The sequence below is a fragment of the Delftia sp. PE138 genome (assembly GCF_018320755.1).
In the GTDB taxonomy this organism is placed as follows: Bacteria; Pseudomonadota; Gammaproteobacteria; order Burkholderiales; family Burkholderiaceae_C; genus Comamonas; species Comamonas tsuruhatensis.
The window spans coordinates 214,108-237,013 of the sequence record NZ_JABEPN010000009.1 but is presented as its reverse complement, the minus strand read 5'-3'; the positions used below and the strand labels follow the sequence as shown (position 1 = coordinate 237,013).

The 22,906-nt window shown below is 66.2% G+C and carries 15 protein-coding genes, 4 tRNA genes and 1 riboswitch; of the genes, 12 read left to right on the top strand and 7 right to left on the bottom strand.

The annotated features are described in order from the left end of the window. The first annotated feature begins 33 nt into the window (after positions 1–33). From HFGMBDPB_RS25660 to HFGMBDPB_RS25645, 4 genes are all read left to right on the top strand, one after another. Positions 34–118: transfer RNA gene (locus HFGMBDPB_RS25660), tRNA-Leu, on the top strand. Positions 119–278: 160 nt separating this feature from the next. Then, positions 279–363 (top strand) — tRNA-Leu (locus tag HFGMBDPB_RS25655). A gap of 154 nt (positions 364–517) precedes the next feature. Continuing rightward, positions 518–602, top strand: a tRNA-Leu gene (locus HFGMBDPB_RS25650). Positions 603–757: 155 nt separating this feature from the next. Then, positions 758–842 (top strand) — tRNA-Leu (locus HFGMBDPB_RS25645). A gap of 151 nt (positions 843–993) precedes the next feature. On the opposite strand, the gene HFGMBDPB_RS25640 is transcribed toward HFGMBDPB_RS25645, so the two are convergent. Both HFGMBDPB_RS25640 and HFGMBDPB_RS25635 read right to left on the bottom strand, forming a co-directional pair. Then, positions 994–3,618, bottom strand: a complete 2,625-nt coding sequence (locus HFGMBDPB_RS25640) for a DUF349 domain-containing protein (protein ID WP_212646545.1) — start codon at positions 3,616–3,618, stop codon at positions 994–996. 154 nt (positions 3,619–3,772) lie between these two features. Further along, positions 3,773–7,591 (bottom strand): DUF748 domain-containing protein, encoded by a 3,819-nt coding sequence (locus HFGMBDPB_RS25635; protein ID WP_212646537.1) that lies wholly within the window; start codon positions 7,589–7,591, stop codon positions 3,773–3,775. Positions 7,592–8,358: 767 nt separating this feature from the next. On the opposite strand from HFGMBDPB_RS25635, the gene HFGMBDPB_RS25630 reads away from it, so the two are divergent. The 3 genes from HFGMBDPB_RS25630 (at position 8,359) to nrdR (ending at position 11,351) form a co-directional block, all read left to right on the top strand. Beyond that, positions 8,359–9,279 carry a lytic transglycosylase domain-containing protein gene (locus HFGMBDPB_RS25630; protein ID WP_016447496.1) on the top strand — a complete coding sequence of 307 codons (921 nt, stop codon included), beginning with the start codon at positions 8,359–8,361 and terminating at the stop codon, positions 9,277–9,279. 136 nt (positions 9,280–9,415) lie between these two features. After that, positions 9,416–9,591: riboswitch (ZMP/ZTP riboswitch) on the top strand. Positions 9,592–9,625: 34 nt separating this feature from the next. Beyond that, positions 9,626–10,873 carry a serine hydroxymethyltransferase gene (glyA, locus tag HFGMBDPB_RS25625; protein ID WP_016447497.1) on the top strand — a complete coding sequence of 416 codons (1,248 nt, stop codon included), beginning with the start codon at positions 9,626–9,628 and terminating at the stop codon, positions 10,871–10,873. Positions 10,874–10,895: 22 nt separating this feature from the next. Then, on the top strand, positions 10,896–11,351 hold the full coding sequence (nrdR, locus tag HFGMBDPB_RS25620) for a transcriptional regulator NrdR (protein WP_012206755.1): 456 nt from the start codon (positions 10,896–10,898) through the stop codon (positions 11,349–11,351). A gap of 66 nt (positions 11,352–11,417) precedes the next feature. On the opposite strand, the gene aroC is transcribed toward nrdR, so the two are convergent. Then, a complete protein-coding gene (gene aroC, locus HFGMBDPB_RS25615; protein WP_016447498.1) occupies positions 11,418–12,515 on the bottom strand; it encodes a chorismate synthase in 1,098 nt (365 codons plus the stop codon). A 319-nt stretch (positions 12,516–12,834) separates the two neighbouring features. Between aroC and HFGMBDPB_RS25610 the strand changes: the two genes are divergently transcribed. Then, on the top strand, positions 12,835–13,212 hold the full coding sequence (locus HFGMBDPB_RS25610; RefSeq protein WP_223275132.1) for a helix-turn-helix domain-containing protein: 378 nt from the start codon (positions 12,835–12,837) through the stop codon (positions 13,210–13,212). Between the two features lie 100 nt (positions 13,213–13,312). Here HFGMBDPB_RS25610 and HFGMBDPB_RS25605 read toward each other — a convergent pair whose 3' ends face one another. Continuing rightward, positions 13,313–13,765, bottom strand: a complete 453-nt coding sequence (locus tag HFGMBDPB_RS25605) for a CBS domain-containing protein (RefSeq protein ID WP_212646536.1) — start codon at positions 13,763–13,765, stop codon at positions 13,313–13,315. Between the two features lie 106 nt (positions 13,766–13,871). Between HFGMBDPB_RS25605 and HFGMBDPB_RS25600 the strand changes: the two genes are divergently transcribed. Beyond that, a complete protein-coding gene (locus tag HFGMBDPB_RS25600; protein ID WP_017406117.1) occupies positions 13,872–15,170 on the top strand; it encodes an O-acetylhomoserine aminocarboxypropyltransferase in 1,299 nt (432 codons plus the stop codon). Positions 15,171–15,192: 22 nt separating this feature from the next. Then, positions 15,193–16,002 (top strand): alpha/beta fold hydrolase, encoded by an 810-nt coding sequence (locus HFGMBDPB_RS25595; protein ID WP_126310643.1) that lies wholly within the window; start codon positions 15,193–15,195, stop codon positions 16,000–16,002. Positions 16,003–16,050: 48 nt separating this feature from the next. Here HFGMBDPB_RS25595 and HFGMBDPB_RS25590 read toward each other — a convergent pair whose 3' ends face one another. Next, positions 16,051–17,526, bottom strand: a complete 1,476-nt coding sequence (locus tag HFGMBDPB_RS25590; protein ID WP_034367320.1) for an acetamidase/formamidase family protein — start codon at positions 17,524–17,526, stop codon at positions 16,051–16,053. 160 nt (positions 17,527–17,686) lie between these two features. Between HFGMBDPB_RS25590 and HFGMBDPB_RS25585 the strand changes: the two genes are divergently transcribed. Further along, complete coding sequence (locus HFGMBDPB_RS25585; protein WP_212646535.1) at positions 17,687–20,119, top strand: acetamidase/formamidase family protein; 2,433 nt, start codon at positions 17,687–17,689, stop codon at positions 20,117–20,119. A gap of 13 nt (positions 20,120–20,132) precedes the next feature. Here HFGMBDPB_RS25585 and HFGMBDPB_RS25580 read toward each other — a convergent pair whose 3' ends face one another. Continuing rightward, positions 20,133–20,954 (bottom strand): alpha/beta fold hydrolase, encoded by an 822-nt coding sequence (locus HFGMBDPB_RS25580; protein WP_016451331.1) that lies wholly within the window; start codon positions 20,952–20,954, stop codon positions 20,133–20,135. A gap of 216 nt (positions 20,955–21,170) precedes the next feature. On the opposite strand from HFGMBDPB_RS25580, the gene HFGMBDPB_RS25575 reads away from it, so the two are divergent. Further along, positions 21,171–21,524: an Mpo1-like protein gene (locus tag HFGMBDPB_RS25575; protein WP_016447505.1), complete on the top strand. Its 354-nt coding sequence runs from the start codon at positions 21,171–21,173 to the stop codon at positions 21,522–21,524. On the opposite strand, the gene HFGMBDPB_RS25570 is transcribed toward HFGMBDPB_RS25575, so the two are convergent. Next, positions 21,521–22,873 (bottom strand): YihY family inner membrane protein, encoded by a 1,353-nt coding sequence (locus HFGMBDPB_RS25570; RefSeq protein WP_061287463.1) that lies wholly within the window; start codon positions 22,871–22,873, stop codon positions 21,521–21,523. The two genes, HFGMBDPB_RS25575 and HFGMBDPB_RS25570, sit on opposite strands and share 4 nt — an antisense overlap. Positions 22,874–22,906 lie beyond the last annotated feature (33 nt).

Sequence of the window (22,906 nt, the reverse complement as noted above, 5' to 3'; positions counted from 1 at the left end):
TTCTTGGTATACAATCTAAATCTTTCCTGAGATGCCCAGGTGGCGGAATTGGTAGACGCACTAGTTTCAGGTACTAGCGGGTAACTCCGTGGAGGTTCGAGTCCTCTCCTGGGCACCAAGTTTAACGACAACCTGCAGAGGTTGCGGTGAACTGAGGAACTATCTTCACAAGAAGGTGGCTCCCTGGCTTCATGACTTGGCCGATCACAGTCTCAAGAAAAAAATCGAAGATCAGGACTTCGCTGCAAAAAAATGCAGTAGAATTTCAGCTTCAGCAAGCCCAGGTGGCGGAATTGGTAGACGCACTAGTTTCAGGTACTAGCGGGTAACTCCGTGGAGGTTCGAGTCCTCTCCTGGGCACCAAACATGAAAAGGCCGTTGCACATGCAACGGCCTTTTTCTTTGCCGTTTCCGAAAAGCGACGTCACGCGCCTCTCGCCAGAAAAATTTCACGAAAATCTTTGCAAGCCTGCCCGGCACATCGCTTTCGCGCTATATAATTTGCGTACTCTGAAATGCCCAGGTGGCGGAATTGGTAGACGCACTAGTTTCAGGTACTAGCGGGTAACTCCGTGGAGGTTCGAGTCCTCTCCTGGGCACCAAACATGAAAAGGCCGTTGCACATGCAACGGCCTTTTTCTTTTTCGATCCCGATAGTCGACGGACCCGCGCTTCACACCGCAAAAAGTTCACGAAAATCTTTGCAAGCCGGCCCGGCACGTCGCTTTCGCGCTATATAATTTGCGTACTCTGAAATGCCCAGGTGGCGGAATTGGTAGACGCACTAGTTTCAGGTACTAGCGGGTAACTCCGTGGAGGTTCGAGTCCTCTCCTGGGCACCAAACATGAAAAGGCCGTTGCACATGCAACGGCCTTTTTGCTTGGGTGCGCACACGGATGCCTACATCCCAAGCACCATCAGGTATCGGCAGGGTCAAAAAAAGGGAGCCGACGGCTCCCTTTCTTGACGATGAGGGTCTCAACCCCACCCCGTCACTTGCGCAGCAGTTGCTTGAGCACGTTCTGCAGGCGGCGTGCGGTGGCGTCATCGCGTGCCGATGCCAGCACCCGCGCGGCATCGCTGCCCCAGGTTTCCTGCGGGGCCGGATCGTTGCGGCGCGTCAGCAGTTGCAGCTGCAGGGCACGGCGGGCGCTCAGATGCTCTGCAGGCGTGGGCACGTCGGCAGCCATTTCAAGGCGCAGCAGGGCTTCACCCGCATCACCCTTGGGCGCCTGGGCCAGTGCCTGCGACCAGGCGCTGCGCACTTGCGCAGACACGCGACCGCCGAGCTGCTGGGCCGCCGGAATCTGCGTAGCGTCACGCGATTCCCAGGCTGCCATCAGCTGGGTCAGCGCTTCGCCATGGGCCTGGGCCGCGAGCTTGCGCAGAGCGTCCTGCGCATGCTCCATGGCTTCACGCTGGGCACGGAAGGCCGGATCGGCCAGGCGCGGACCGCGCTCTTCACGCGGTTCGCGGCCAAAGCGGCCATTGTCACGGTTGTCGCGTCCGTCCCTTCCATCGCGGCCACGGCCACCGTCGCGGCGGTCGCCAGGACGGGCAGCGCGCGCACCACCCTCTTCCTTCTTCATGCCGGGACGATCATCCCCGCGCACGGCAACCACGGGGCGCGCCGGCGCCGTCTTCGCTTGCGATTCTTCCGAGCCGGCCGCAGCCACTGGCGCCTGTTCCGGCTGGGCAGCGTTGACGGAGGCATCTGCACGGCCGCGCAGCGCCTGCTCCAGAGCCTCCACCGCAGCGCGGATTTGCTGCACGTCGCCCGATGTGTTGGCAGCTTCCACGGCCTGCGAAGCCTCCAGTACGCGGCGGTCATGGTCGCTGAGCTGCACGGCTGCGGCCCGGGAACCACGCTCGCTGCCCTTGCGGTTGAAAGCCTCGTCCAGGGGCTTGCGGAAGGCATCCCACAGCTTTTGCTCGTGCTTGCGATCCAGCGGCACGGCCTGCGCCTCGGCCTGCCAGCGCTGCTGCAGTGCCTTGACGGCATCGATGCGCAGGCTGGGTGCGGCGCCCAGCGCCGTGGCCTCGTCGATCATGGCGTGGCGGCGCTGCAGGCTGGCCTTTTGCGCAGCATGCAACGGAGCCTCGGCCAGGGCCATGGCCTGCTTGAACTGGGGCTGCAGCTCGGCAAACAGTTTTTCACCGATATGACCGCTCTCGCGCCAGCGTTCAGCGAACTGGCGCAATGCGCGGGCCGCACCCTTGAGATCTTCGCTGGCGGCCTGCTGCGCTGCCCAGACCTTGATCTCTTCGATCAGCGCCAGGCGCTGTGCCTTGGACTGGGTGGTTTCCGTGCGCAGCTTGTCGTGCCAGGACTCGACCACCTTGTGGGCCGCGTTGCAGGCTTCGTCAAACTTCTTCCAGAGAGCGTGGTTGGCCGCGCTGCCCTGGTCGGCCAGCTTCCACTGCTCACGCAGGCTGCGCAGGGATTCCTGGATCTTGCGACCGCCCAGCGCCTGGCCTTCAGGACGGTTCAGCAGAGCTTCCGCCTTGGCAACCAGCTCCTCACGCAGCTTGTCTGCGTTCTGGCGCGGCCAGCCTTCGGCTTCGCCTGCTGCCAAGAGGGCCTCGTGCACCTTGGTGACCAGTGCGTCGTCCACCAGACGACCATGGGCCTTGATGGCGGCACGCACGGCTTGCACGGCAGCGGAGCCAGCCTTGCTTTCGCCAGCAGCCGTCTCGGCCTGGAGCTGTTCCAGCGCCTGGGTCAGGGCAGCGCTGGCGGCAGCCACCTGCTCAGGCGACGTCTTGGCCTTGGGCTGCGCTGCGCTGCGGCCGGCAGGCGCTGGCTTGGACGGCTCGGCGGCCGCTGCCTCGGGAGGCAGGCCACGCGCCACACGCAGTTCATCGGCCCACACGGGCACGGTGGGCAGCGGGGCTGCTTCGTCCGCTGCGGCTACCTCGGTCAGCGCAAGGGCAGACTGGAAGGCATCCCAGACAAGGATCAGCTGTGCGCTGGCGGCTTCCAGCTGGGGCGGGAAGCGTCCATCCACGCTGGCCCAGTTGGCATCGCCGGTGAGCTCGCCGGCCTGCTCCTGCCAGCGGGCCACGTCGGCGCGCAGGTTGTCGAGCACAGCCTGGGCGTCGCGCCATGGCTTGGTGGACAGGACTTCGATGCGCTGGGCCAGCAAGACAGCCACTTCGCGCTGGACCTGCACGCGATGCTGCAGTTCCTCGATGGCCTTGACGCGCTCGGCCAGTTGGGCCTTGTACTGCGACAGCGGCTCACGCGACAGCGGGGCGCCTGCCTTGGCGGCGTCGCGCTGCCAGGCGATGGCGTCGGCGGCATTGAAGGGCGATGCGACCAGCAGTGCCTGGGCCTTTTCGGCCCATTCCACTGCGATCTTTTCCTGGTCCTTGGTGCGGCGGATTTCATCCAGACGCTCACGCACGGCGCGGGCCGCGCTCTTGTCGCGCGCGCTCAGCTCCTTGAGGACGTCCTGCAATTGCTCGACCGAAGGCTGGGTTGCCAGCCAGTCGCGGATGCGCGAGGCGCGATCACCCGAGGTTTCGGCGGAGAAGGCACCGCCCGTGAGCACATCCAAGGGGTGTTGTTCAGGATTCTTGGCAGAAGCAGGGCTCACTTCAGGTGCATCGGACATGGTGCTGCGGGGGGAAAGAGAAGACATGAATCAATCGTTGAATGCCTGGCTGCCGCGGGCCGCCAGACGCGGCCGGCCGGGCTGCATGCGGGCATGCTAGCCGGGCCGGGAAAACCATATTCTCGCCGTTATTTGAAGCGGAGCCAAAACCGGGCTACTGTGCGGACAGGCTGAGCTGGGCGCGCGGGCTCCATTCCTGGTCGTCGGAATCCAGTTTCGGGGCCCCGAGAAACAGGCGCTCGAGCGGCAACTGCTGCTGCGCCAGATAGTCGCGAACGGCCACGCCGCGCGCCAGCGCCAGCTCGCGCATGGCATCGTCGGGCACGGTGATCTGCTCCAGCAGCAGGCTGCGCATCTGGTCGGTGGGCAAGTCCTTGGCCATGCCGATGACATTGCGCGGCTTGGCAAAGTCGGCACGGCCGTAAAGCGCCTTGGTCAAAGCCGGCACTTCGGCAGCAGACAACTCGGTCACCGATTCTGCCGATTTGCCCTCGCGCAGCACCTGGCGGCGTTTCTGGGCCAGCAACAGGCGGTCGAGTTCGGCCTGCTTCCAGGCCTCCTTGTCCTGGGCCTCGCGCGCCTCGCCGATCACGGTGAGCCTGAGGGCCGGGCGCTCCTTGAGGGAGGCGACCACCTTGTCCAGGCTTTCGCGGGCCTTGGCATCGATCTGGGATCGGCCCGGCGCAAAGGCCACCACGCCCGACTCGCCGCTGCCGCCAAATGCGCCCGACAGCAGCGAGAACGGCGAGGTGACGGCCTTCATGATCAGGTTGCCGATGATCTTGAAGATGACTGGCGCCAACCTGAATTGCGGGTCGTTGAGCGAGCCGCTGACCGGCAGGTCCAGGTCGATGACGCCGTTGCGGTCGGCCAGCAATGCCACGGCCAGGCGCACGGGCAGCGAGGCCGGCGCACCTTCGACGGCTTCGCCGAAGGTGAGCTGGTGCAGCACCAGCTTGTTGCGCGCCGTGAGCTGGCCATCGGGCTCGATCTTGTAGCTGACATCCATGCTGAGCTTGCCGCGCTCGATGCCATGGCCCGCGTACTTGATGGAGTACGGCGACAGCGGCGGCAGCTCCAGATCGCGCATCTGGGCGCGTATGTCCAGGGCCAGCGGCTTGGCCAGCGGATTGACCTGGCCGGTGATCTCCAGCGAAGCCGTGCCCTGGGCGCGGCCGCGCAGCTCCACATCCGCCAGTTGCGGCCCCTGCTCCCCGGCCGGCTGTTCGGACGAGAAGGCGCTCAGGCGGCCGGCCAGCTCGCTGAGGTCAGCCGAGTAGTTGGGCTGGATGAAGTAGTCGGAGAACTGCACCTTGCCGCCCGTCAGCACGATGGGGCCGATCTTGATGACCGGTGCAGGCCCGGAAGCGGCCTTCGGCGGGACGGGCTCGGCAGGAGCCGCCGCGCCATCCGCAGCCGGCGCGGTGTTTTGCTCCAGGGACTGCCGAGACTGGGCCGACTTGACGATGTCCTGCAGATTGATGCGGCCATTGCGCTGCACGATCACGCGTGCAAAGAAGTCGCTGAGCGCCGTCTCGCGCACGCTCAGGCGCAGTGGCTGGGCGGGCTGCATCTGCAGGTCCAGGCCACGCACGGCCAAGGTTTTCCAGGCGACGAGTTCATCGCGCAGGCCCAGGCCCAAGGCAACCGATCGAGCCTTGGCCCGGTCGGCCGTGGATTCGCTGAGCACGGCTGCCACGGCGCCTGCGGCCGTGCTGGGTGCGCCCTGCCCCGCAGCCTCACCCCCGGCTTGCACGGGCGAGGCCAGCGCGGAACGCATGCGCAGATCCACCAGTTCGACATCGCCCTGCACCATCAGCTCGGGGCCGGCAGGCTGGCTGGCAAAGCGCAGCTGACCCAGGAAATTGCCATCGGCGCGCACCAGCTCCACATTGAGCATGTCGGCAAAGTAGGGCTCCAGCGCGTGCAGCGGCAGGCTGCGCGCCTGCAGCCTGCCCTGAAGCGACAGTGGCGCCAGTCCCAGATCGCCGCGCAGGCTCAGCGATCCTGCCTGGACACGCCGGCCCGAGCCGACCTGGGCGGACAGCTCCAGCGGCGTGGGGGGGGACTTGGCCGCCAGCGGCTCGATGGCGCCCAAGCGCAGGCGCAGTGAACTCAGATCCAGGGACACGGTGCGCGCCGAATCGGCGTTGCGCACGGGCGCTTCGTCACGCAGCGCAACGGCGCCACCGTCCACTTCCACGGCCTGCAGCCTCAGACCCCAGGGCCTGGGCTTGTCCTTGGCGGGGTCCGGCGTCGCAGGTGCCGAGGATGCGGGTGGCAGCCATTGCTCATACATCCACCGGCCCTGGGCGTCGCGCGACACGCCCAGCTGCGGCTTTTGCAGCGCCAGGCGCCCCACGGAAACCTGCTGGCTGGCCAGATTGACCTGCACCTGCTCCAGCTGCAGGCGCGCGATGTCGACCGGCGCGGCCTTGTCCTTGAGACTCAACTGCTCCACGCCCAGCTCGGCCACCTGCACCACCATGGCGGAGCCGCTCCAGCCCAGGCCGGCGTCGGTGCTCAGCAGACCGGTCAGCTCCGGCTTGAGATGGGCAGTCAGATACGGCGCCGCCAGTTGCAGAGGCAATTGCCGCGCGGAGACGGCCAGTTGCCCCTGCCTGTCGGTCATGGCGCCGCTCAGCCTCAGTTCGGCAGGTTTTGCGCCCTCTCCTGCCGCTGCAGACTGCACCTGCATGCCGGCATCAAATTGCAAAGGCTGCTCCAGCGGCCAGCGGACATCACGCACTTCCAATGACAGCTGGCGCGCCTGCAGCGCCGCACCCGACTGGCCTGCGCCGGGCGACGCATCGCGCCAATGCACCGTGGCATCGGAAATGGCCAGCCTGTCCAGGCTCACCCTCCAGGGCTGGGGCTGGGGCGCATCGGAGGCAGGCTTTTCCACTGCCGGCCTGGAATCGGAGGCAGAGCGACTGCCCATCGCCATCCAGTTGATGCGGCCTTGCGCATCACGGGCCGCGAAAATCTCTGGAGAGCTCCACTGCACGGACTCCAGCTCCACCACCGACTGCAGGGGCTGCACGTTCTTGAGCACGGCCGCCAGGCGCTCGAAACGCAGCAGGGGCGCCTCATCGCGGTCAAGCAACTCGGCACCGGACAGGCTGACCTCGCCGGTGATCCGCACCACGGCCTGCTCGGCCTGCTCAAAGGAGATGTGCAGATTGGTATCCAGCACGCCGGAGCGCGGCTTGACGGGGGCATTGGCGGGCACATAGCCCAGGTAAGGCGTCAGGTCCACGCCCTGCCAGCTCAGATCGACGGCCGTCTGGCGCTGGTCGGTGAAAGGCGTGCTCTGGGCACTGGATTCAAAGCGGCTGCCATTGAGCGCGAAGGACAGGTGCGGCAGCACCTTGATCTCGCGCTTGGACTCCAGATTACTGATGAACGGCAGCTTCAGCTGCAGCTGATCCAGCATGTGCTCACGCTGCTGGACATCGTCCTGCAATTGCACGCGGCCGTCGCGCAGCGCAATGTTGTACAGCGCAAAGCCCAAGGGCTTGGCCGGCGGCGTATCGCTGGGCTCGGCCAGGCGGGCCAGCACATCATCCACATCGAAGTGCCCCAGGCTCTGCTGCGTGAGGCGCAGCACCGGCGCATCGACCTCGATGGCATCCAGGACAGGCGCCAGCCTGAAGAGGGACTGGATACTGGCATTCACATAGATGCGGTCGACCTGCAGCTGTGGCGACGACGGCGCGGGTTCTGCCTGCCCTGCGCCCGCCTGCTGGCTTTTGGCAATGCGCAGATCACGCAGGGTCAGCTCCAGCGACCAGGGCCGGAACTCCACTGCCCCCACATGGACCTGGCGACCCAGCTTGGCCGATGCCTGCTTTTCCAGCTGGCTTTTGGCGACAACGGGCACCAGCGCCCACAGCAGCAGCCACAGCAAAAGAAACGCTGCAAAGGCGATGGCCAGCCTGCGCAGCCAGCGGTGCTTGAAGAGAAATTGCATGGGGCTCTAATAACTAGTACGGCGCCATCCTGGACAGAGGACGCAGCGGTGGCTGCATTGCATCAGAAATTGGGCTGGCAGCAAGACCTCAACCCGCATCACCGCACATTTCTTGACGTTGCAGTCACCCTGGAACGACAAAGCCCGGAAGCCTTGAACCGGCTTCCGGGCTTTACGGCAGGCACAAGTCCTGGCCGTTTTCCGCAGTCAAGGAGAGGATGGTCCTTGCTGCTCGGAAGCAAGAGATTGCTTCCAGGAAGGCCGCGGAAGAAGACTTGAACGACTGTGCCCGAACCATCGAACACCACTTTTACCCGTCTTCCACCTTGGCGAGACGACTGCAGGAGCAGTCGCCTCCAATATAGAAGGACGCAGGCCAGGCCTGCCAGTGCTTTTGCATTTCATTGCAATTTCATGAAGCCCTGTACAACCGCCGCAAGCGCCCCACATCGGTAGCACGCAACCTGCTCTCAAACACTCAGAAACTGTGTTTGCATCCATGGTTTGTTATTATTCATCGATCTAACAAACGCACTTCATAGTGTTGACCGTGTATTTGGTGAACTCCTAGAATCCGCCAGCGCTCGAATAGAGCGTTTTTTGTTTCTGCTGCCTCACGACTGAGCAGATCCCGCAGGCCTACAACGCAACGGTGCACCAAGCGCCAGCCTCCCGGATCCGCAGCACCCAATCCAGGGTGTCAGCCTCACCGGCCTTCGCTTCGGCGAAGGCCGTTTCGGGTTGGTGCCCCTAGAAAGGAAAAAGCTATGCCAGCGTCAGGAAAATTTTTCGCCGCCGCGCGAACGTTCGCCATCGATGTGGCCAACGGTTTTCTTGCCATCATCCACAACAGCTTCGCCCTTCTGGGCTTGGCTGTGGCCTTCCTGGCCATTACCTTGTTCGCCCGTCCCGACCTGCGCGATGCCGGAGAGAGCCAGCTGCGCTCCTGGCTGACCGCTCGCCAGATGGCCGAGCTGGGTGCGCCCGTCGAACTCGCGGCCAGCGACCGCGCGACGGCGACCAACCCGAAGAACCTGCCCAAGGATCAGGCGGCCGTGGCCTTCTGGCTCAGCAAGAAGTACCGCGTGGCGCCCGAGCCCATCGCGGCACTGGTCAGCGAGGCCTACGACCTGGGCAAGGTCAACCGCCTGGACCCGACGCTGATCCTGGCCATCATGGCCATCGAATCCAGCTTCAATCCGTTCGCACAAAGCGCTGTCGGCGCGCAGGGCCTGATGCAGGTGATGACCACGGTGCATACCGACAAGTACGAGAACTTCGGCGGCCAGAACGCCGCGTTCGACCCCGTCAGCAATCTGCGCGTGGGCGTGCGCGTGCTCAAGGAGTGCATTGAGCGCGCCGGCTCCATCGAAGGTGGCCTGCGCTACTACGTGGGCGCGGCCAACCTGCCCACCGACGGCGGCTATGCCGCCAAGGTGCTGGCCGAGCACCAGCGCCTGCGCATGGCCGCCGGCCTGCGTGCCGTGCCGCTGATGACCGCCAAGATCGAGCAGCCCAAGCAGGCCGTCCAGATAGCAGCCACCAAGCCGGCCACATCCACGGCCGAGGCAGCCGGACCTGCGGCCTCGGCAGCGTCCGCTGGCACCCCGGCAGTGCCGGTCAGCTCGAGCAGCATGTCCGCGCGCACCGAACAGGTGGCCCTGCAGACACAGGAGCCGGCGCTGTAACCGGAACCACCGACATGGCGCACGAAGCTGGCTAAGGCCAGCTTTTTTCATTCCTGCCTGTACCCGCTGATCTGCCAGGCAGGCGGCTTTGCCAACGCCCCTCGCCTGTCTTCGGCTCCATCAGCTCAGCTACACTAGCGGGGTACGCAACTGGCGATAGGCGCAGCCGCTTCACGCACCGCTGCCGCTGACGTGGAAACCAGCAGAAGGCCTGAAAAGAACCACCTTCTGTGAACCACCGGGGAGCGTACCGCCCAGCCTCCATGCGCACGCGGGATCTGGAGTGTTCCGCCGTTCGCCTGGGCAGCCCTTGGCCTCAAGGGAATTTCAAGTTCACAGGACTGCCATGTTTCAACGCACCAATACCGTCGAGAAGGTCGACGCCGAAGTCTTTGCCGCCATCCAGGCCGAGAACCTGCGTCAACAAGAACATATCGAGCTGATCGCCAGCGAGAACTACTGCTCGCCCGCCGTGATGGAAGCCCAAGGCTCCCAGCTCACCAACAAGTACGCCGAAGGCTACCCGGGCAAGCGCTACTACGGTGGCTGCGAGAACGTCGATGTGGTCGAGCAGCTTGCCATCGACCGTGTCAAGAAGCTGTTCGGCGCCGAAGCCGCCAACGTTCAGCCCAACTCCGGCTCCCAGGCCAACCAGGCCGTGCTGATGGCCTTTGCCAAGCCCGGCGACACCATCATGGGCATGAGCCTGGCCGAAGGCGGCCACCTGACGCACGGCATGCCGCTGAACATGTCGGGCAAGTGGTTCAACGTGGTCTCCTACGGCCTGAACGCCGAAGAAGCCATCGACTACGACAAGATGGAAGCGCTGGCGCGCGAGCACAAGCCCCGCATCATCGTGGCCGGCGCATCGGCCTACGCCCTGGCCATCGACTTCGAGCGCTTCGCCAAGATCGCAAAGGAAGTCGGCGCCATCTTCTGGGTGGACATGGCCCACTACGCCGGCCTGATCGCCGCGGGCGTGTACCCCAACCCCGTGCCCCACGCCGACGTGGTCACCACCACCACGCACAAGAGCCTGCGCGGCCCGCGCGGCGGCGTGATCCTGATGAAGGCCGAGCATGAGAAGGCCATCAACAGCGCCATCTTCCCCGGCCTGCAAGGCGGCCCGCTGATGCACGTCATCGCCGGCAAGGCCGTGGCCTTCAAGGAAGCACTGTCTCCCGAGTTCAAGGCCTACCAGGAGCAGGTCGTGAAGAATGCCAAGGTCGTCGCCGAAACGCTGACGGCCCGCGGCCTGCGCATCGTCTCCGGCCGCACGGAAAGCCACGTCATGCTGGTGGACCTGCGCGCCAAGGGCATCACCGGCAAGGCGGCAGAAGCCGCACTGGGTGCCGCCCACATGACGATCAACAAGAACTCCATCCCCAACGACCCCGAAAAGCCTATGGTGACCAGCGGCATCCGCGTGGGCACGCCCGCCATGACCACGCGCGGCTTCAAGGAAGAGGAAGCCCGCCTGACGGCCAACCTGCTGGCCGACGTGCTGGAGAACCCCAGCGACGAAGCCAACCTGGCCCGCGTGCGCGCCCAGGTGGCCGAGCTGACGGCCCGCTTCCCGGTCTACGGCGCCTGATTTGAGCGCATAGAGGCCTGCCATGAAGTGCCCGTTCTGCAGCCACCCGGACACCCAGGTCGTGGAGACCCGTGAGGCCGAGGATGGGGGCTTCATCCGCCGCCGCCGCCAATGCGGCGGCTGCGACAAGCGCTTCACCACCTATGAGCGGCCCGAGGTCAGCTTCCCCGCCATCGTCAAGAAGGACGGGCGGCGCATCGAGTACGAGCGCGCCAAGCTGCTGGGTTCGTTCAAGATTGCGCTGCGCAAGCGTCCCGTGAGCACGGAGCAGATCGATGCCGCCATCGAGCGCATCGAGGAACGGCTGCGCAACCTGGGCGAGCGCGAAGTGCTCTCCAGCCGCCTGGGCGAGATGGTGATGCGCGAGCTCAAGCTGCTCGACAAGGTCGGCTACATCCGCTACGCCAGCGTCTACCGCAGCTTCGAGGACGTGGACGACTTCAAGAACGTCATGGATGAAGTCCGCAATCCCGGCTGATCAGGCCGGCAGGACACAAGAAAGCCGCCCTTGGGCGGCTTTCTCTTTGGCGTCCTGGCAGCGCTTTCAGGGCGCCGCGGCAGGAATCGGCGCCAGGCCTGAATCGACGTCGCCGCACTGGGCGCGGTGGCGCAGGGCGTGGTCCATCACCACCAGGGCCAGCAACGCTTCGGCGATGGGCGCGGCGCGGATGCCCACGCAGGGGTCATGGCGACCCTTGGTGATGACTTCGGTGCTCTGGCCCTGGGTGTCGATGGACTCGCGCGGCGTGATGATGGAGCTGGTGGGCTTGATGGCGATGCGCACCTCCAGATCCTGGCCCGTGCTGATGCCGCCCACGATGCCACCGGCGTTGTTGCTGCGAAAACCTTCAGGACTCAGCGAGTCGCCGTGCGTGGTGCCGCGCTGGACCACGCTGTCGAAGCCCGCGCCGATCTCCACGGCCTTGACGGCGTTCAGGCCCATCATGGCGTAGGCGACGTCGGCATCGAGGCGGTCATACAGCGGCTGGCCCAGGCCCACCGGCATGCCACTGGCCTGCACGCGCAGCGCGGCGCCGCAGGAGTCGCCCGACTTGCGCAGCGCATCCATGTATTCCTCGTAGCGGGACACATCGGCCACCGGCGCAAAGAAGGGATTGTTGCGCACATGCTCCCAGCTCTCGAAGGGCAGCGACAGCTCGCCCACCTGGGTCATGCAGGCGCGGAACTCGGTGCCGAATTTTTCCTTGAGCCACTTCTTGGCCACGGCGCCGGCCGCCACCGTGGGCGCCGTCAGCCGTGCGGAGGAGCGGCCGCCGCCGCGCGGATCACGGATGCCGTACTTCTGGAAGTAGGCGTAGTCGGCATGGCCGGGACGAAAGCTTTGCGCAATGTTGGAGTAGTCCTTGCTGCGCTGGTCGGTATTGCGGATCAGCAAAGCGATCGGCGTGCCCGTGGTACGGCCTTCGTAGACGCCCGAGAGGATTTCCACCGCGTCCGGCTCGTTGCGCTGCGTCACGAACTTGCTGGTGCCGGGGCGGCGGCGGTCCAGGTCGTGCTGGATGTCCGCCTCGCTCAGTGCCATGCCAGGCGGGCAACCGTCGATGACGCAGCCGATGGCCGGGCCATGCGATTCGCCGAAGTTGGTGACAGTGAATAGGGTTCCGAAGGTGTTGCCGCTCATAGGCCGATGATTATGCCCGGGTCGCCCCCAGGCGCCGCTCCCGCTGCAGCGGTGCATTGCGCAGGCAGCCATCTCCCGCAAAGAAACAATAAAACTATCAAATTACAAATATTGATAGCTAGAATTACAGAACATTGTTCTTCAACCGCCTGCGGACCATCCCTCAGGCACCAGCCGCAACTTGCGGGAGATTCGTGAAATGCAGACCTCTTCCGGCTCAACGCAACGCCAGGATCGCAGCGATCCTGCGAGCAGCACTCCACCGCCCTCACCCATCCTTCAACAGGATGCCGGTGACCAGAATCTTCACCCCACCCTGATGACCATGCTGCTGGTCTCAGCCAGGCCCGATGATTTCAGAACCCGCAACCGGCTTGCCCAGGCCAAGCAGTACATGCGGGCCCGGCTGGATGACCCCGAGCTCAAGCCCCTGCAGGTGGCCCAGGGCCTGGGCATGTCGCTGCGCAGCCTGGCGCGCCTGTTCGCCACCGAGGGACTGACTCCCAGCCGCTGGCTCTGGAACGAGCGCCTGGCCCAGGCCCACCTGCTGCTGCAGGCCGACAATGCGCGGCGCGTGACCGATGTGGCGATGGCCTGCGGCTTCACCAGTTTCTCGCACTTCAGCCGCGTCTTCAGGCAGGCCTATGCCGTGCCGCCCAGCGCCTTGCTCAAGCCCCGGCGCAGCAGCGTGCATTGAACGGGCTTGCGCCCGGCCGTAAAAAACCAAGGCCTGCGCCGCGTTCTGCGGTCGCAGGCCTTGCTGCATGGGCAGGGACGGTCTTGCCGCGACCGGATGATCAGTCCGTGCCCTGGCGCTCGCCTTCGGGCCAGTCGCGGATATAGGCCTTGAGCATGCGGTTCTCGAAGTTCTGGCTGTCCACCACGGCCTTGGCCACGTCGTACAGGCTGATCACGCCCATCAGCATGCGCTTGTCCATCACCGGCATGTAGCGCGCATGGCGGTCCAGCATCATGCGGCGCACCTCGTCCATGTCGGTTTCCATGGTGCAGGTCATGGGAGCGTCGTCCATGGCCGAGCGCACCAGCGTCTCGCCCACGCCGCCGTGCTTGACAAAGCCCTGGATCACTTCGCGGAAGGTCAGCATGCCGACCACGTCGCCGTGCTCCATGACCACGAGGGAGCCTATATCGCGCTCGGACATCACCTGCACCGCGCTGGCCAGGCTTTCGTCCGGCGACACCGTGTAGAGGGTGTTGCCCTTGACGCGCAGGATGTCACTTACTTTCATGCCGTATCTCCAAGATTGTCTGTGTCGCCGTGGTTGCGGCAAGCCCATGTCTGTCGGGAAATATAGCCCACAATGCCCGCTTGCCTTGACAACCATGGAGACAGGAATGCCCGGCTACTCGGATCCCGGCTTTGACACTCTGGCGCTGCACGCGGGCGCACAGCCCGACCCCGCCACCGGTGCGCGCGCGACGCCCATCCACCTCACGACCTCGTTCGTCTTCGAGTCCAGCGACCATGCGGCCTCTTTGTTCAATCTGGAGCGCCCCGGCCACGTCTACAGCCGCATCTCCAATCCCACGAACGCCGTACTGGAGCAGCGCGTCTCGGCCCTGGAAGGGGGCGTGGGCGCCATCGCCGTGGCCAGCGGCCAGGCGGCGCTGCACCTGTCGGTGGCCACGCTCATGGGCGCGGGCAGCCACATCGTGGCCAGCACGGCGCTGTACGGCGGCTCGCAGAACCTGCTGCACTACACGCTGGCGCGCTTCGGCATAGAGACCACCTTCGTCAAGCCCGGCGACATCGACGGCTGGCGCGCCGCCGTGCGGCCCAATACCAAGCTGTTCTTCGGCGAGACCGTGGGCAACCCGGGCCTGGATGTGCTCGACATTCCCACCATCAGCGCCATCGCGCATGAGGCCGGCGTGCCGCTGCTGGTGGACTCCACGCTGACATCGCCCTGGCTGATGAAGCCGTTGGAGCATGGCGCGGACATCGTCTACCACTCGGCCACCAAGTTCCTGTCGGGCCACGGCACCGTGGTCGGGGGCATCGTGGTGGATGGCGGCAGCTTCGACTGGGAAAAGTCGGGACGCTTCCCGGAGCTGACCGAGCCCTACGACGGCTTCCACAACATGGTGTTCAGCGAGGAAAGCAGCACTGGCGCCTTCCTTCTGCGCGCACGCCGCGAAGGCCTGCGCGACTTCGGCGCCTGCATGAGCCCGCACACGGCCTGGCTGATCCTGCAGGGCATAGAGACGCTGCCGCTGCGCATGGAGCGCCATATCCGCAACACCGAGAAGGTGGTGCAATTCCTGGCCAGCCATCCGCTGGTGGGCCGCGTGGGCCACCCGCTGCTCGATACCCATCCCTCGCACCAGCTCGCCAAGAAGCTGCTGCCGCGCGGCGCAGGCTCGGTGTTCAGCTTCGACATCAAGGGCAACCGCAACCAGGGCCGCAAGTTCATCGAGACGCTCAAGGTCTTCAGCCACCTGGCCAACGTGGGCGACTGCCGCAGCCTGGTCATCCACCCTGCCAGCACCACGCACTTCCGCATGAGCGACGAGGCGCTGGCCCAGGCCGGCATCGGCCAGGGCACGATCCGCCTGTCCATCGGGCTGGAAGACGCAGACGACCTGATCGACGACCTCAAGCGCGCCCTCAAGGCGGCCGAGAAGGCCGCGTGAATCGGCAAGGGAGACACCAACAATGAAGATCGATGTTCACGGCCATGCCATCTACGCCTATACCGGCGGCAAGGCCTTCAATCCCGCACAGCCGACGGCCATCCTCATCCACGGCGTGCTGTGCGACCACAGCGTCTGGGCACTGCAAAGCCGTTACCTGGCCAACCACGGCTGGAACGTGCTGGCCATAGACCTGCCGGGCCACTGCCGCAGCGCAGGCGATGCGCCGGCCAGCGTGGAGGCGGCGGCGGATTTCATCGGCCAGCTCATGGATGCGGCAGGCATCGAGAAGGCCGCGCTGGTAGGCCACAGCTGGGGCAGCCTGATCGCCATGGAAGCGGCCGCGCGGCTAGGCGCGCGCGTCAGCCACCTGGTGCTGGTGGGCACGGCCTATCCGATGAAGGTCTCGCCCGCCCTGCTGGACTCCGCACTGAGCACGCCAGAGCAGGCCATCCGCATGGTCAATGTGTTCTCGCGCGCCACGCTGGCGCCACCCAGCGGCGCAGGCAGCTGGGTGTTCGGCGCCGGCATGGCGCTGGGCCGGCGCGTGCTGGCCAGCAATGACCGCACCAACCTGCTGCACGCCGGCTTCAAGGCCTGCGACAGCTACGCGGGCGGCGAGGCGGCCATGGCGGCGCTGCAATGCCCGGTCCTGTTCGCCCTGGGCGAGCAGGACCAGATGACGCCGCCCAAGGCCGCCAAGGGCCTGATCGAGGCGGCCCGGGGCGCGCAGCGCCAGGTCAGCATCGTGCACCTGCCCAGCGGCCACAACCAGATGACCGAGGCGCCCGACCAGACGCTGTTCGCCATCCGGGATTTCCTGGCGCGCTGAGACCGGCCGGGTCCTGCCCGCAGGGCAGGCACGCACTCACTCACGCACTCACGCCCCGCGCGCGGGGAAGATGCTCTTTTTCACGAGCGCGTGCACGCCCCAGTTGCCATCCACCACCTGGGTGATGCCGAAGTCCACGGCGATCGACATCAGCGAGATGGCCTCGTCCTCTCCCAGCCCCTGGGTGGTCATGAGGAAGTGGCGCATCTTGTGATAGGCGTCGCGCAGAGCCAGGTCCACGGAAGACTTCTTGAAGATCTGGTTTTGCGCATCCGGCCCCAGCTCCGCCAGGTAGTTGGCGTAGCTGAAGCCGTGCAGCAGCCATTCGTCCTGGGTTTCGAGCAGCGGATACGCCAGTTCGGCCAGCGGCGTTCCAGGCAGGTCCGCCTTCTTGTGCAGGATCAACTGGAAGGTGCCGGTCAGCGAGCACTCGATGGCCGTGCCGCACAGCTCGGAGTCCCCCTGCGAGGCATGCGGATCGCCCACGGTGAAGTTGGCCCCTGGCACGGCCACGGGGAAATACATGGTCGCCCCCTTGCCGATGCGCCAGTTGTCGATGTTGCCGCCCGTGTGGTTGGGCGGAATGGAGCTGGCCATCTCCACCTCGGCCGGCGCCACGCCGATGGTGCCGAAATGCGGGCGCACGGGAACGCGGATATTGCGCAGCACGTTTTCGTTCTTGCTGATCGTGCGGTGGTCCACGGGCACGCCCGGATAGTCGATGGTCGGGTGGACCACGCCGAAGGGGTCGGTCTGCGGCGTCCAGCGGTAGTTGTAGACGGCGCGGGCCCAGTTGCGCTCGCCGGTCGCATCCACCTCGTAGATGGTGACCACCTCGCGCTTTCGGGGCTCGGTAAGCGTGTCGCCATAGTGAAAGCCCCAGTTCGCCGCCGCATTGCTGCCGAAGGTCCGGCCCTTGAACTGCGGGTTGCCCGAGGGGCGTGGCACCACATCAATGATGCGCACTTCCAGCACATCGCCGGGCTGGGCGCCCTTGATGCGTACCGGCCCCGTGCAGATGTGCACGCCCTGGCCGCCACCTGCGCCGTTCTTGGCATCCATGGGACCGGCGCCCCGGCGATCGACGTTCTTGCGCTGGCTGTCCCAGTGGAACACGCTCTCGGCGCCAGGGTCGCCCCGGACCATGCGTTCGGCATCGTCATTGGCATGGTGGGTCAGCGTCTCCATGGTCACGTAGTCGCCCGATTCGACTTCGACCACCGGCTTGGCCGATCTGCTGAAGTAGCCCCAGAGCACGGTGCTGGCAGAGGCGGGAATGTAGTAGTGGCTGGCCATGCCCTGGCCGGCCCGGGCGCCAGGCGCACCCTGGGCAAAGGCCCGGGACGGTGCCATCGCACCGCTGATGGCGCCGGCCGAGACCGCGCCGCCACCGACCACCATGGCGTCGCGCAGGAAGGAACGGCGTGCAACCTGGAATTCCTCGCGGATCAGCGTCTCATCGGCTGGCGAAGCACCGTGCTGGCAGCCCGGGCCGCAGATATGTTCTTGGTGGGGGATGGTCATCGAAAATACTCCTGCTGTTGTGGATCGGTGCCGGCAGCGCCAGTGTCCAGGCGAGCATGTCCAGGCCGGTTGTTCCTGCGCGCACAAAAACTTGTCGCGGCTGCCATCCGGTGCGCCGGGCTTGGACAGGCAGTACGCGGCAGTTCATAGTTCGCCCCTGATGCACGACGATCCAAGACGCTTTTCCACCCACGCATTTCCCGATGCCTTGCGGCAGGCTGCGCTCAATGAGGCGCTGTCCAGGGCAGACATCCATGGCGAAGCGCCCACGCCGCCGGCCACCCACCTGGCGCTGCGCAGCTCGCCACTGGGATCGGTATTCATTACGCTGGCCACCTCGCCACTGACGCTGCGGGCCGTGACCAAGCGGCTGCGCGGCCCGGGCCTGCTGCTGTGCGCCTTGCTGCAAGGCAGCGCCGATGCGGTGGTCGAGGACGCCGCGTTCCCGCTCAAGGCCGGCTCCGCGCTGCTGCTGGAGTCAGACCGGGACTGGCAGCTGCAGTTGCCAGGTGACGGCCGCCTGCTGCTTGCGCGGCTGGAGTCCTCGAGCTTTCTGCTGCGCCTGCTGCGCTCGTGCCCGCCCGAGGCCAGGCACATCGGCGGGACAGGCGGTGTGGGGGCCATGTGCATGGCGATGGCGGCCTCACTGGCAGAGCAGATCGACACACTGGCACAGGACGATCTGCTGTCGGTGGAGGCCACGCTCACCGACATGCTGGTCACCTGCCTGACACCGCGCGCCGGCAATCCCGACCAGGAGCAGGCCGAGGCGACCGAGCCGCCCAGCGCCGTGCAGCTTGGCCATCTGCGCCGCATCTGCCGCGCCATCGAAACCCGGCTGGGCGATGCCGAGCTGTCCATCGATGCCATCGCCGAATCCGAGGGGCTGTCCACGCGCTATCTGCAAAAGCTGTTCAAGGGAGCGGCCACCAGCTTCAGCACCTACCTGCGCGAACGCCGGCTGGAGCGCTGCCGCATGGACCTGAGCAACCGCTCGCTGCAGCATTTCTCCATCGCCGAGCTGTGCTTTCGCTGGGGCTTTGGCGATGCCGCCAACTTCAGCCGTGCCTTCGCGGCCCGCTATGGGCTGTCTCCCAAGGCCTATCGCGCCAGTCCGGCGCGCGTGCAGGATGCGCCGCCCGGCCAGCGCGGACGCCCCTCGCCCGCCGAGAGCGCTGCGCAGGGTGCAGAACCGGCCGCAGCGCGCCTGGCACACAGCCCGTTCCAGGCCCTGCTGCGCGACCATGCACGCTACGCCCAGGCGCTGGCCCTTGTGCCCAAGCGCTCGGCGCACGCAGACAATGGTGGTGCGTCGCCCCAGCACTACTACCTTCCGGTCTCCGACAAGACCGTGCACTGGGGCTACCTGAGCCGTTCACTCAAGCCCGTGCTTTCGGTGCGCTCGGGTGACGTGGTGACCATGGAGACGCTGACCCAGCATGCCTCGGACGACTGGGAACGCATGATCGAAGGCGATCCGGGCGCCGAAAGCGTGTTCCACTGGACCGCAGCCCAGAAGGCCGTGGACCGGCGCGGCGCGGGCCCGATGGATGCCTCGATCTACGGCCGCGGCGCAGGCGAGGGCTTCGGCGTGCACATCTGCACCGGCCCCGTCTATGTGCATGAGGCCGAACCTGGCGACCTGCTGGAGATACGCATCCTCGACGTGCAGCCACGCCTCAGCTGCAGCCCCGCCCACCACGGCCGTGTCTTCGGCAGCAACGCCGCCGCCTGGTGGGGCTTTCACTACCGCGACCAGATCACGGAGCCCCGCCAGCGCGAAGTGGTCACCATCTACGAAATCGACCACGCACTGCCCGAGGAGCCCACAGCCCGCGCCGTCTACAACTACCGCTGGACGCCGCAGACCGACCCCTTCGGCGTGGTCCATCCGACCATCGACTACCCGGGCGTGCCCGTGGACCCCGGCAGCATCACCCGGCGCTTTGGTGTGCTGGACAAGGCACGCGTGCCGCTGCGTCCGCATTTCGGCATGCTGGCCGTGGCACCGCGAGAGGCCGGCCTGATCGACTCCATACCGCCGAGCTACTTCGGCGGCAACCTGGATAACTGGCGCGCCGGCAAGGGCGCGACGCTCTTCCTGCCCGTATCGGTGCCAGGCGCGCTGTTTTCGGTGGGAGACCCGCATGCATCCCAAGGCGACTCGGAACTGTGCGGCACGGCCATCGAATGCTCGCTGACCGGCAGCTTCGAGCTGCGGGTGCACAAGCGCGCCGCGCTGGACAACCGCTTCCTTGCAGAGCTGGACCACCCTTTCCTGGAGACCGGCTCCGAGTGGGTGATACAGGGCTTCAGCTTCACCGACCACCTGGCCGAACTGGGCAGCCAGGCGCAGTCCCAGGTCTATCGCAAATCATCGCTGGAAGGCGCCATGCGTGACGCTTTCCACAAGGCAAGGCGCTATCTGATGCTGGCCCACGGGCTGGACGAGGACGAGGCCGTATCACTGATCTCCGTGGCCGTGGACTTCGCCGTGACGCAGGTGGTGGACGGCAACTGGGGCGTGCACGCCGTGATCAAGAAGAAGCTGTTTCCGCCGGAGCTCTCGGCGTCCGCCCAGGCGGGCCACTGAAGCCCACCCGGGATCAGACCCGTGCCAGGAAGCGGGCGATGCGCTGGGCGATGCGCTCGGGCTGCTCGCGGTGGGGGACGTGGCCGCCACCGGCCACGATCTCCACCTCCACAGGGCCGCGCGCCCGGTCGCGGATGCGCTCGGGGTGGACCAGGGAGCCGAACTCGTCATGCTCGCCGTGGATGGCCAGCACCGGGCAGCGCACGCGCTCCAGCGCCTCGTCCAGCCGGTAGTCGGCAAATGGCTGCGACAGCCAGGTATCGACCCAGGCAGACAGCACCCAGGCGGCCTTGTCGCCGTGGTATTTCTCCAGGCGCGCCAGCTGGCCGGGCCGGGCGAAATCCTGTTGGGCCGCACGAATGCCCTGCAAGGTGCGATCTTCCACGAAGGCCTGGGCGGACTCCGTGACCACCGCCTTGCACTGCGCGCCGTATCGGGCCGCCACCATGGCGGCCATGCCGCCGCCCACGCTGTGGCCCAGCACGATGAAATCCCCAAGGCCCAGCCCCTGGTGCACTGCCGGAAACACGGTCTCTGCCTCCCGGGCCACAAAGCCCGGCCCCAGCGTGCCCGGATAGGGGTCGGACTGGCCAAAGCCCAGCCGGTCGTAGGCCAGCACATCGCGGCGCGTGGCCTCGGCCAGTTGCTGCGGGAAATCACGCCACAGCGCCACCGAACCCAGCGAGTCGTGCAGCAGCACGATGGGCGCGCGGGCCAGGGACTCTTCGCCGGCCGCCGGCGCCTGCCAGCGCCTGACGTAGATGCTGCCCTGGGGCGTGGAAATGCGGGTTTCGCTCAGGGATGCGGGGATGTCGGTCATGCAGGAGGAAGGCATCGAAAAACTCCATGCCGGTCAGCGCCGGCCCGGCAGACATCATGCGCCCGCATGCCGCCGGAGGGCGACACCGTGGCGACGCGCAGGGCGGAATGCGGCAGCTTTTGTCTCTCTCGGGGCAGCTTTTGCGAATCTGGGCGCGCGGGTTCCTCCGATGGTGAGCGGCAAGGCAGCAGCGTATAAGTTGACCCTACCCCATGCTTGCGAAGGCCTGCCATGTCACACGCTTCCGCTCCCCTGCCCGGCGCCGCACAGGCTGCCGTGGACCCGCGCCAGTTCAAGAGCTTTGCCGAGTTCTATCCGTTCTACCTGCAGGAGCACAGCAACCGCACCTGCCGGCGCCTGCACTTCGTGGGCTCCACGCTGGCGCTGCTGTGCCTGTTCGCGCTGTTCCTGACCGGCAATTTCTGGTTCCTGCTGGGCGGCCTGCTGTTTGGCTACGGCTTTGCCTGGATAGGGCATTTCGGCTTCGAGAAGAACCGGCCCGCCAGCTTCAAGCGCCCGCTCTACAGCTTTCGCGGCGACTGGGTGATGTGGCGCGACATCCTGACGGGCCGCATCCCGCTCTAGACCGGAGCCTGCGGCCTTTGCTCCAGCAGATCGGCCAGCGTCATGCCTGCCAGCCCCGTGCGATCCCACAGCGGCTGCACGGCCGGCGACGGCGCCAGCAGCAGACGCTGCACCAGCGGCTGCAGCGGCGTGCGATGGGGCTCCACCAGCAGCATGTAGCGGGGCTCGGGGCCTTCGCTGGCCGCCACAGTGCCGGGGGCCTGCACCGTGCCCACCCAGTCCAGCACCGACAGCGCCTGCAGCACCGGATCGATCTGCTGCCAGTCCACACGCAGGCGCCGCGCCAGATCGCTGGCGTACAAGCCCTTGGCGGGCGACTCGCGCTCCTGTGCGAGGTACTGCAGGATCTCCACGGCCATCTCGAACTGCCAGCCCTGCTGGCCCGGCATGCGCTGCACACCCGCCATCACGATGGGCAGGTAGGCCGTGACCACGGCGCCCAGCAGCACGATGACCCAGGCCATGTAGATCCAGATCAGCAGGATGGGCAGCGTGGCGAAGGTGCCGTAGATGACCGAATAGGTAGGCACCGAGGCCAGGTACAGGCCCAGCGCCTTCTTCGCCAGCTCCATGCAGGTGGCCACGAACAGGCCGCCCACCCAGGCATGGCGCCAGCGCACCGCCGTGTTGGGCACGTAGTGGTACAGGCCCGCCATGCCAGCGGCCAGCGCCAGGTACTCGATGGAATCGAAGATGAAGCGCAAGCCTTCGGGCAGCGCATTGACCAGCCCGCGCGAGGCCGACATCACATAGGACGACAGCACCAGGCTCAGGCCCAGCACCAGGGGGCCCAGCGTGATCGCCGCCCAGTAGATCAGCACGCGCTGGCCCAGCGGCCGCAACTGGCGCACGCGCCAGATGTTGTTGAGCGTGCGGTCTATGGTGAGGATCAGCGCGACCGCCGTGATCACCAGAATGGAAAAACCGGCCATGCCCAGCTGGCTGGCCTTGGAGGCGAACTGCGTCAGATAGCCCAGCACCTGGCGCGCGATGGTCTCGGGGATCAGGCTGTCGATCAGCCAGCGCTCCAGCACGATCTGCACGCGGGAGAAGATGGGAAACGCCGTGAACAGCGCCAGCGCCACCGTGAAGAACGGCACCAGGGCCAGCACCGTGGTGAAGGTCAGGCTGCTGGCGGTGACGCCCAGCCGGTCCTCGCGAAAGCGTTCGCGCAGCGTGTGTGCGGTATTGCGCCATGGAAAGCAGCGCCAGCGTTCGCGCCACGATCGCGGCACCGCAGGCTCGGGCGGCTCGGCCAGGGACAGGCTGCGCTCCCGGGCAGGAACGGGCAGCGCCAGGGAGCCATCCTCCAGGCCATCGACGGGCTCCTTTTCGGGGCCGCCGCTCATCGCCCCATCTCCGCCGCAAGGCGCATGTCTGCA

Coding starts and splice junctions, on each gene's coding strand:
- HFGMBDPB_RS25640 (WP_212646545.1), bottom strand. CDS start 3,618: ATGTCCGATGCACCTGAAGTGAGCCCTGCTTCTGCCAAGAATCCTGAA.
- HFGMBDPB_RS25635 (WP_212646537.1), bottom strand. CDS start 7,591: ATGCAATTTCTCTTCAAGCACCGCTGGCTGCGCAGGCTGGCCATCGCC.
- HFGMBDPB_RS25630 (WP_016447496.1), top strand. CDS start 8,359: ATGCCAGCGTCAGGAAAATTTTTCGCCGCCGCGCGAACGTTCGCCATC.
- glyA (WP_016447497.1), top strand. CDS start 9,626: ATGTTTCAACGCACCAATACCGTCGAGAAGGTCGACGCCGAAGTCTTT.
- nrdR (WP_012206755.1), top strand. CDS start 10,896: ATGAAGTGCCCGTTCTGCAGCCACCCGGACACCCAGGTCGTGGAGACC.
- aroC (WP_016447498.1), bottom strand. CDS start 12,515: ATGAGCGGCAACACCTTCGGAACCCTATTCACTGTCACCAACTTCGGC.
- HFGMBDPB_RS25610 (WP_223275132.1), top strand. CDS start 12,835: ATGACCATGCTGCTGGTCTCAGCCAGGCCCGATGATTTCAGAACCCGC.
- HFGMBDPB_RS25605 (WP_212646536.1), bottom strand. CDS start 13,765: ATGAAAGTAAGTGACATCCTGCGCGTCAAGGGCAACACCCTCTACACG.
- HFGMBDPB_RS25600 (WP_017406117.1), top strand. CDS start 13,872: ATGCCCGGCTACTCGGATCCCGGCTTTGACACTCTGGCGCTGCACGCG.
- HFGMBDPB_RS25595 (WP_126310643.1), top strand. CDS start 15,193: ATGAAGATCGATGTTCACGGCCATGCCATCTACGCCTATACCGGCGGC.
- HFGMBDPB_RS25590 (WP_034367320.1), bottom strand. CDS start 17,526: ATGACCATCCCCCACCAAGAACATATCTGCGGCCCGGGCTGCCAGCAC.
- HFGMBDPB_RS25585 (WP_212646535.1), top strand. CDS start 17,687: ATGCACGACGATCCAAGACGCTTTTCCACCCACGCATTTCCCGATGCC.
- HFGMBDPB_RS25580 (WP_016451331.1), bottom strand. CDS start 20,954: ATGCCTTCCTCCTGCATGACCGACATCCCCGCATCCCTGAGCGAAACC.
- HFGMBDPB_RS25575 (WP_016447505.1), top strand. CDS start 21,171: ATGTCACACGCTTCCGCTCCCCTGCCCGGCGCCGCACAGGCTGCCGTG.
- HFGMBDPB_RS25570 (WP_061287463.1), bottom strand. CDS start 22,873: ATGAGCGGCGGCCCCGAAAAGGAGCCCGTCGATGGCCTGGAGGATGGC.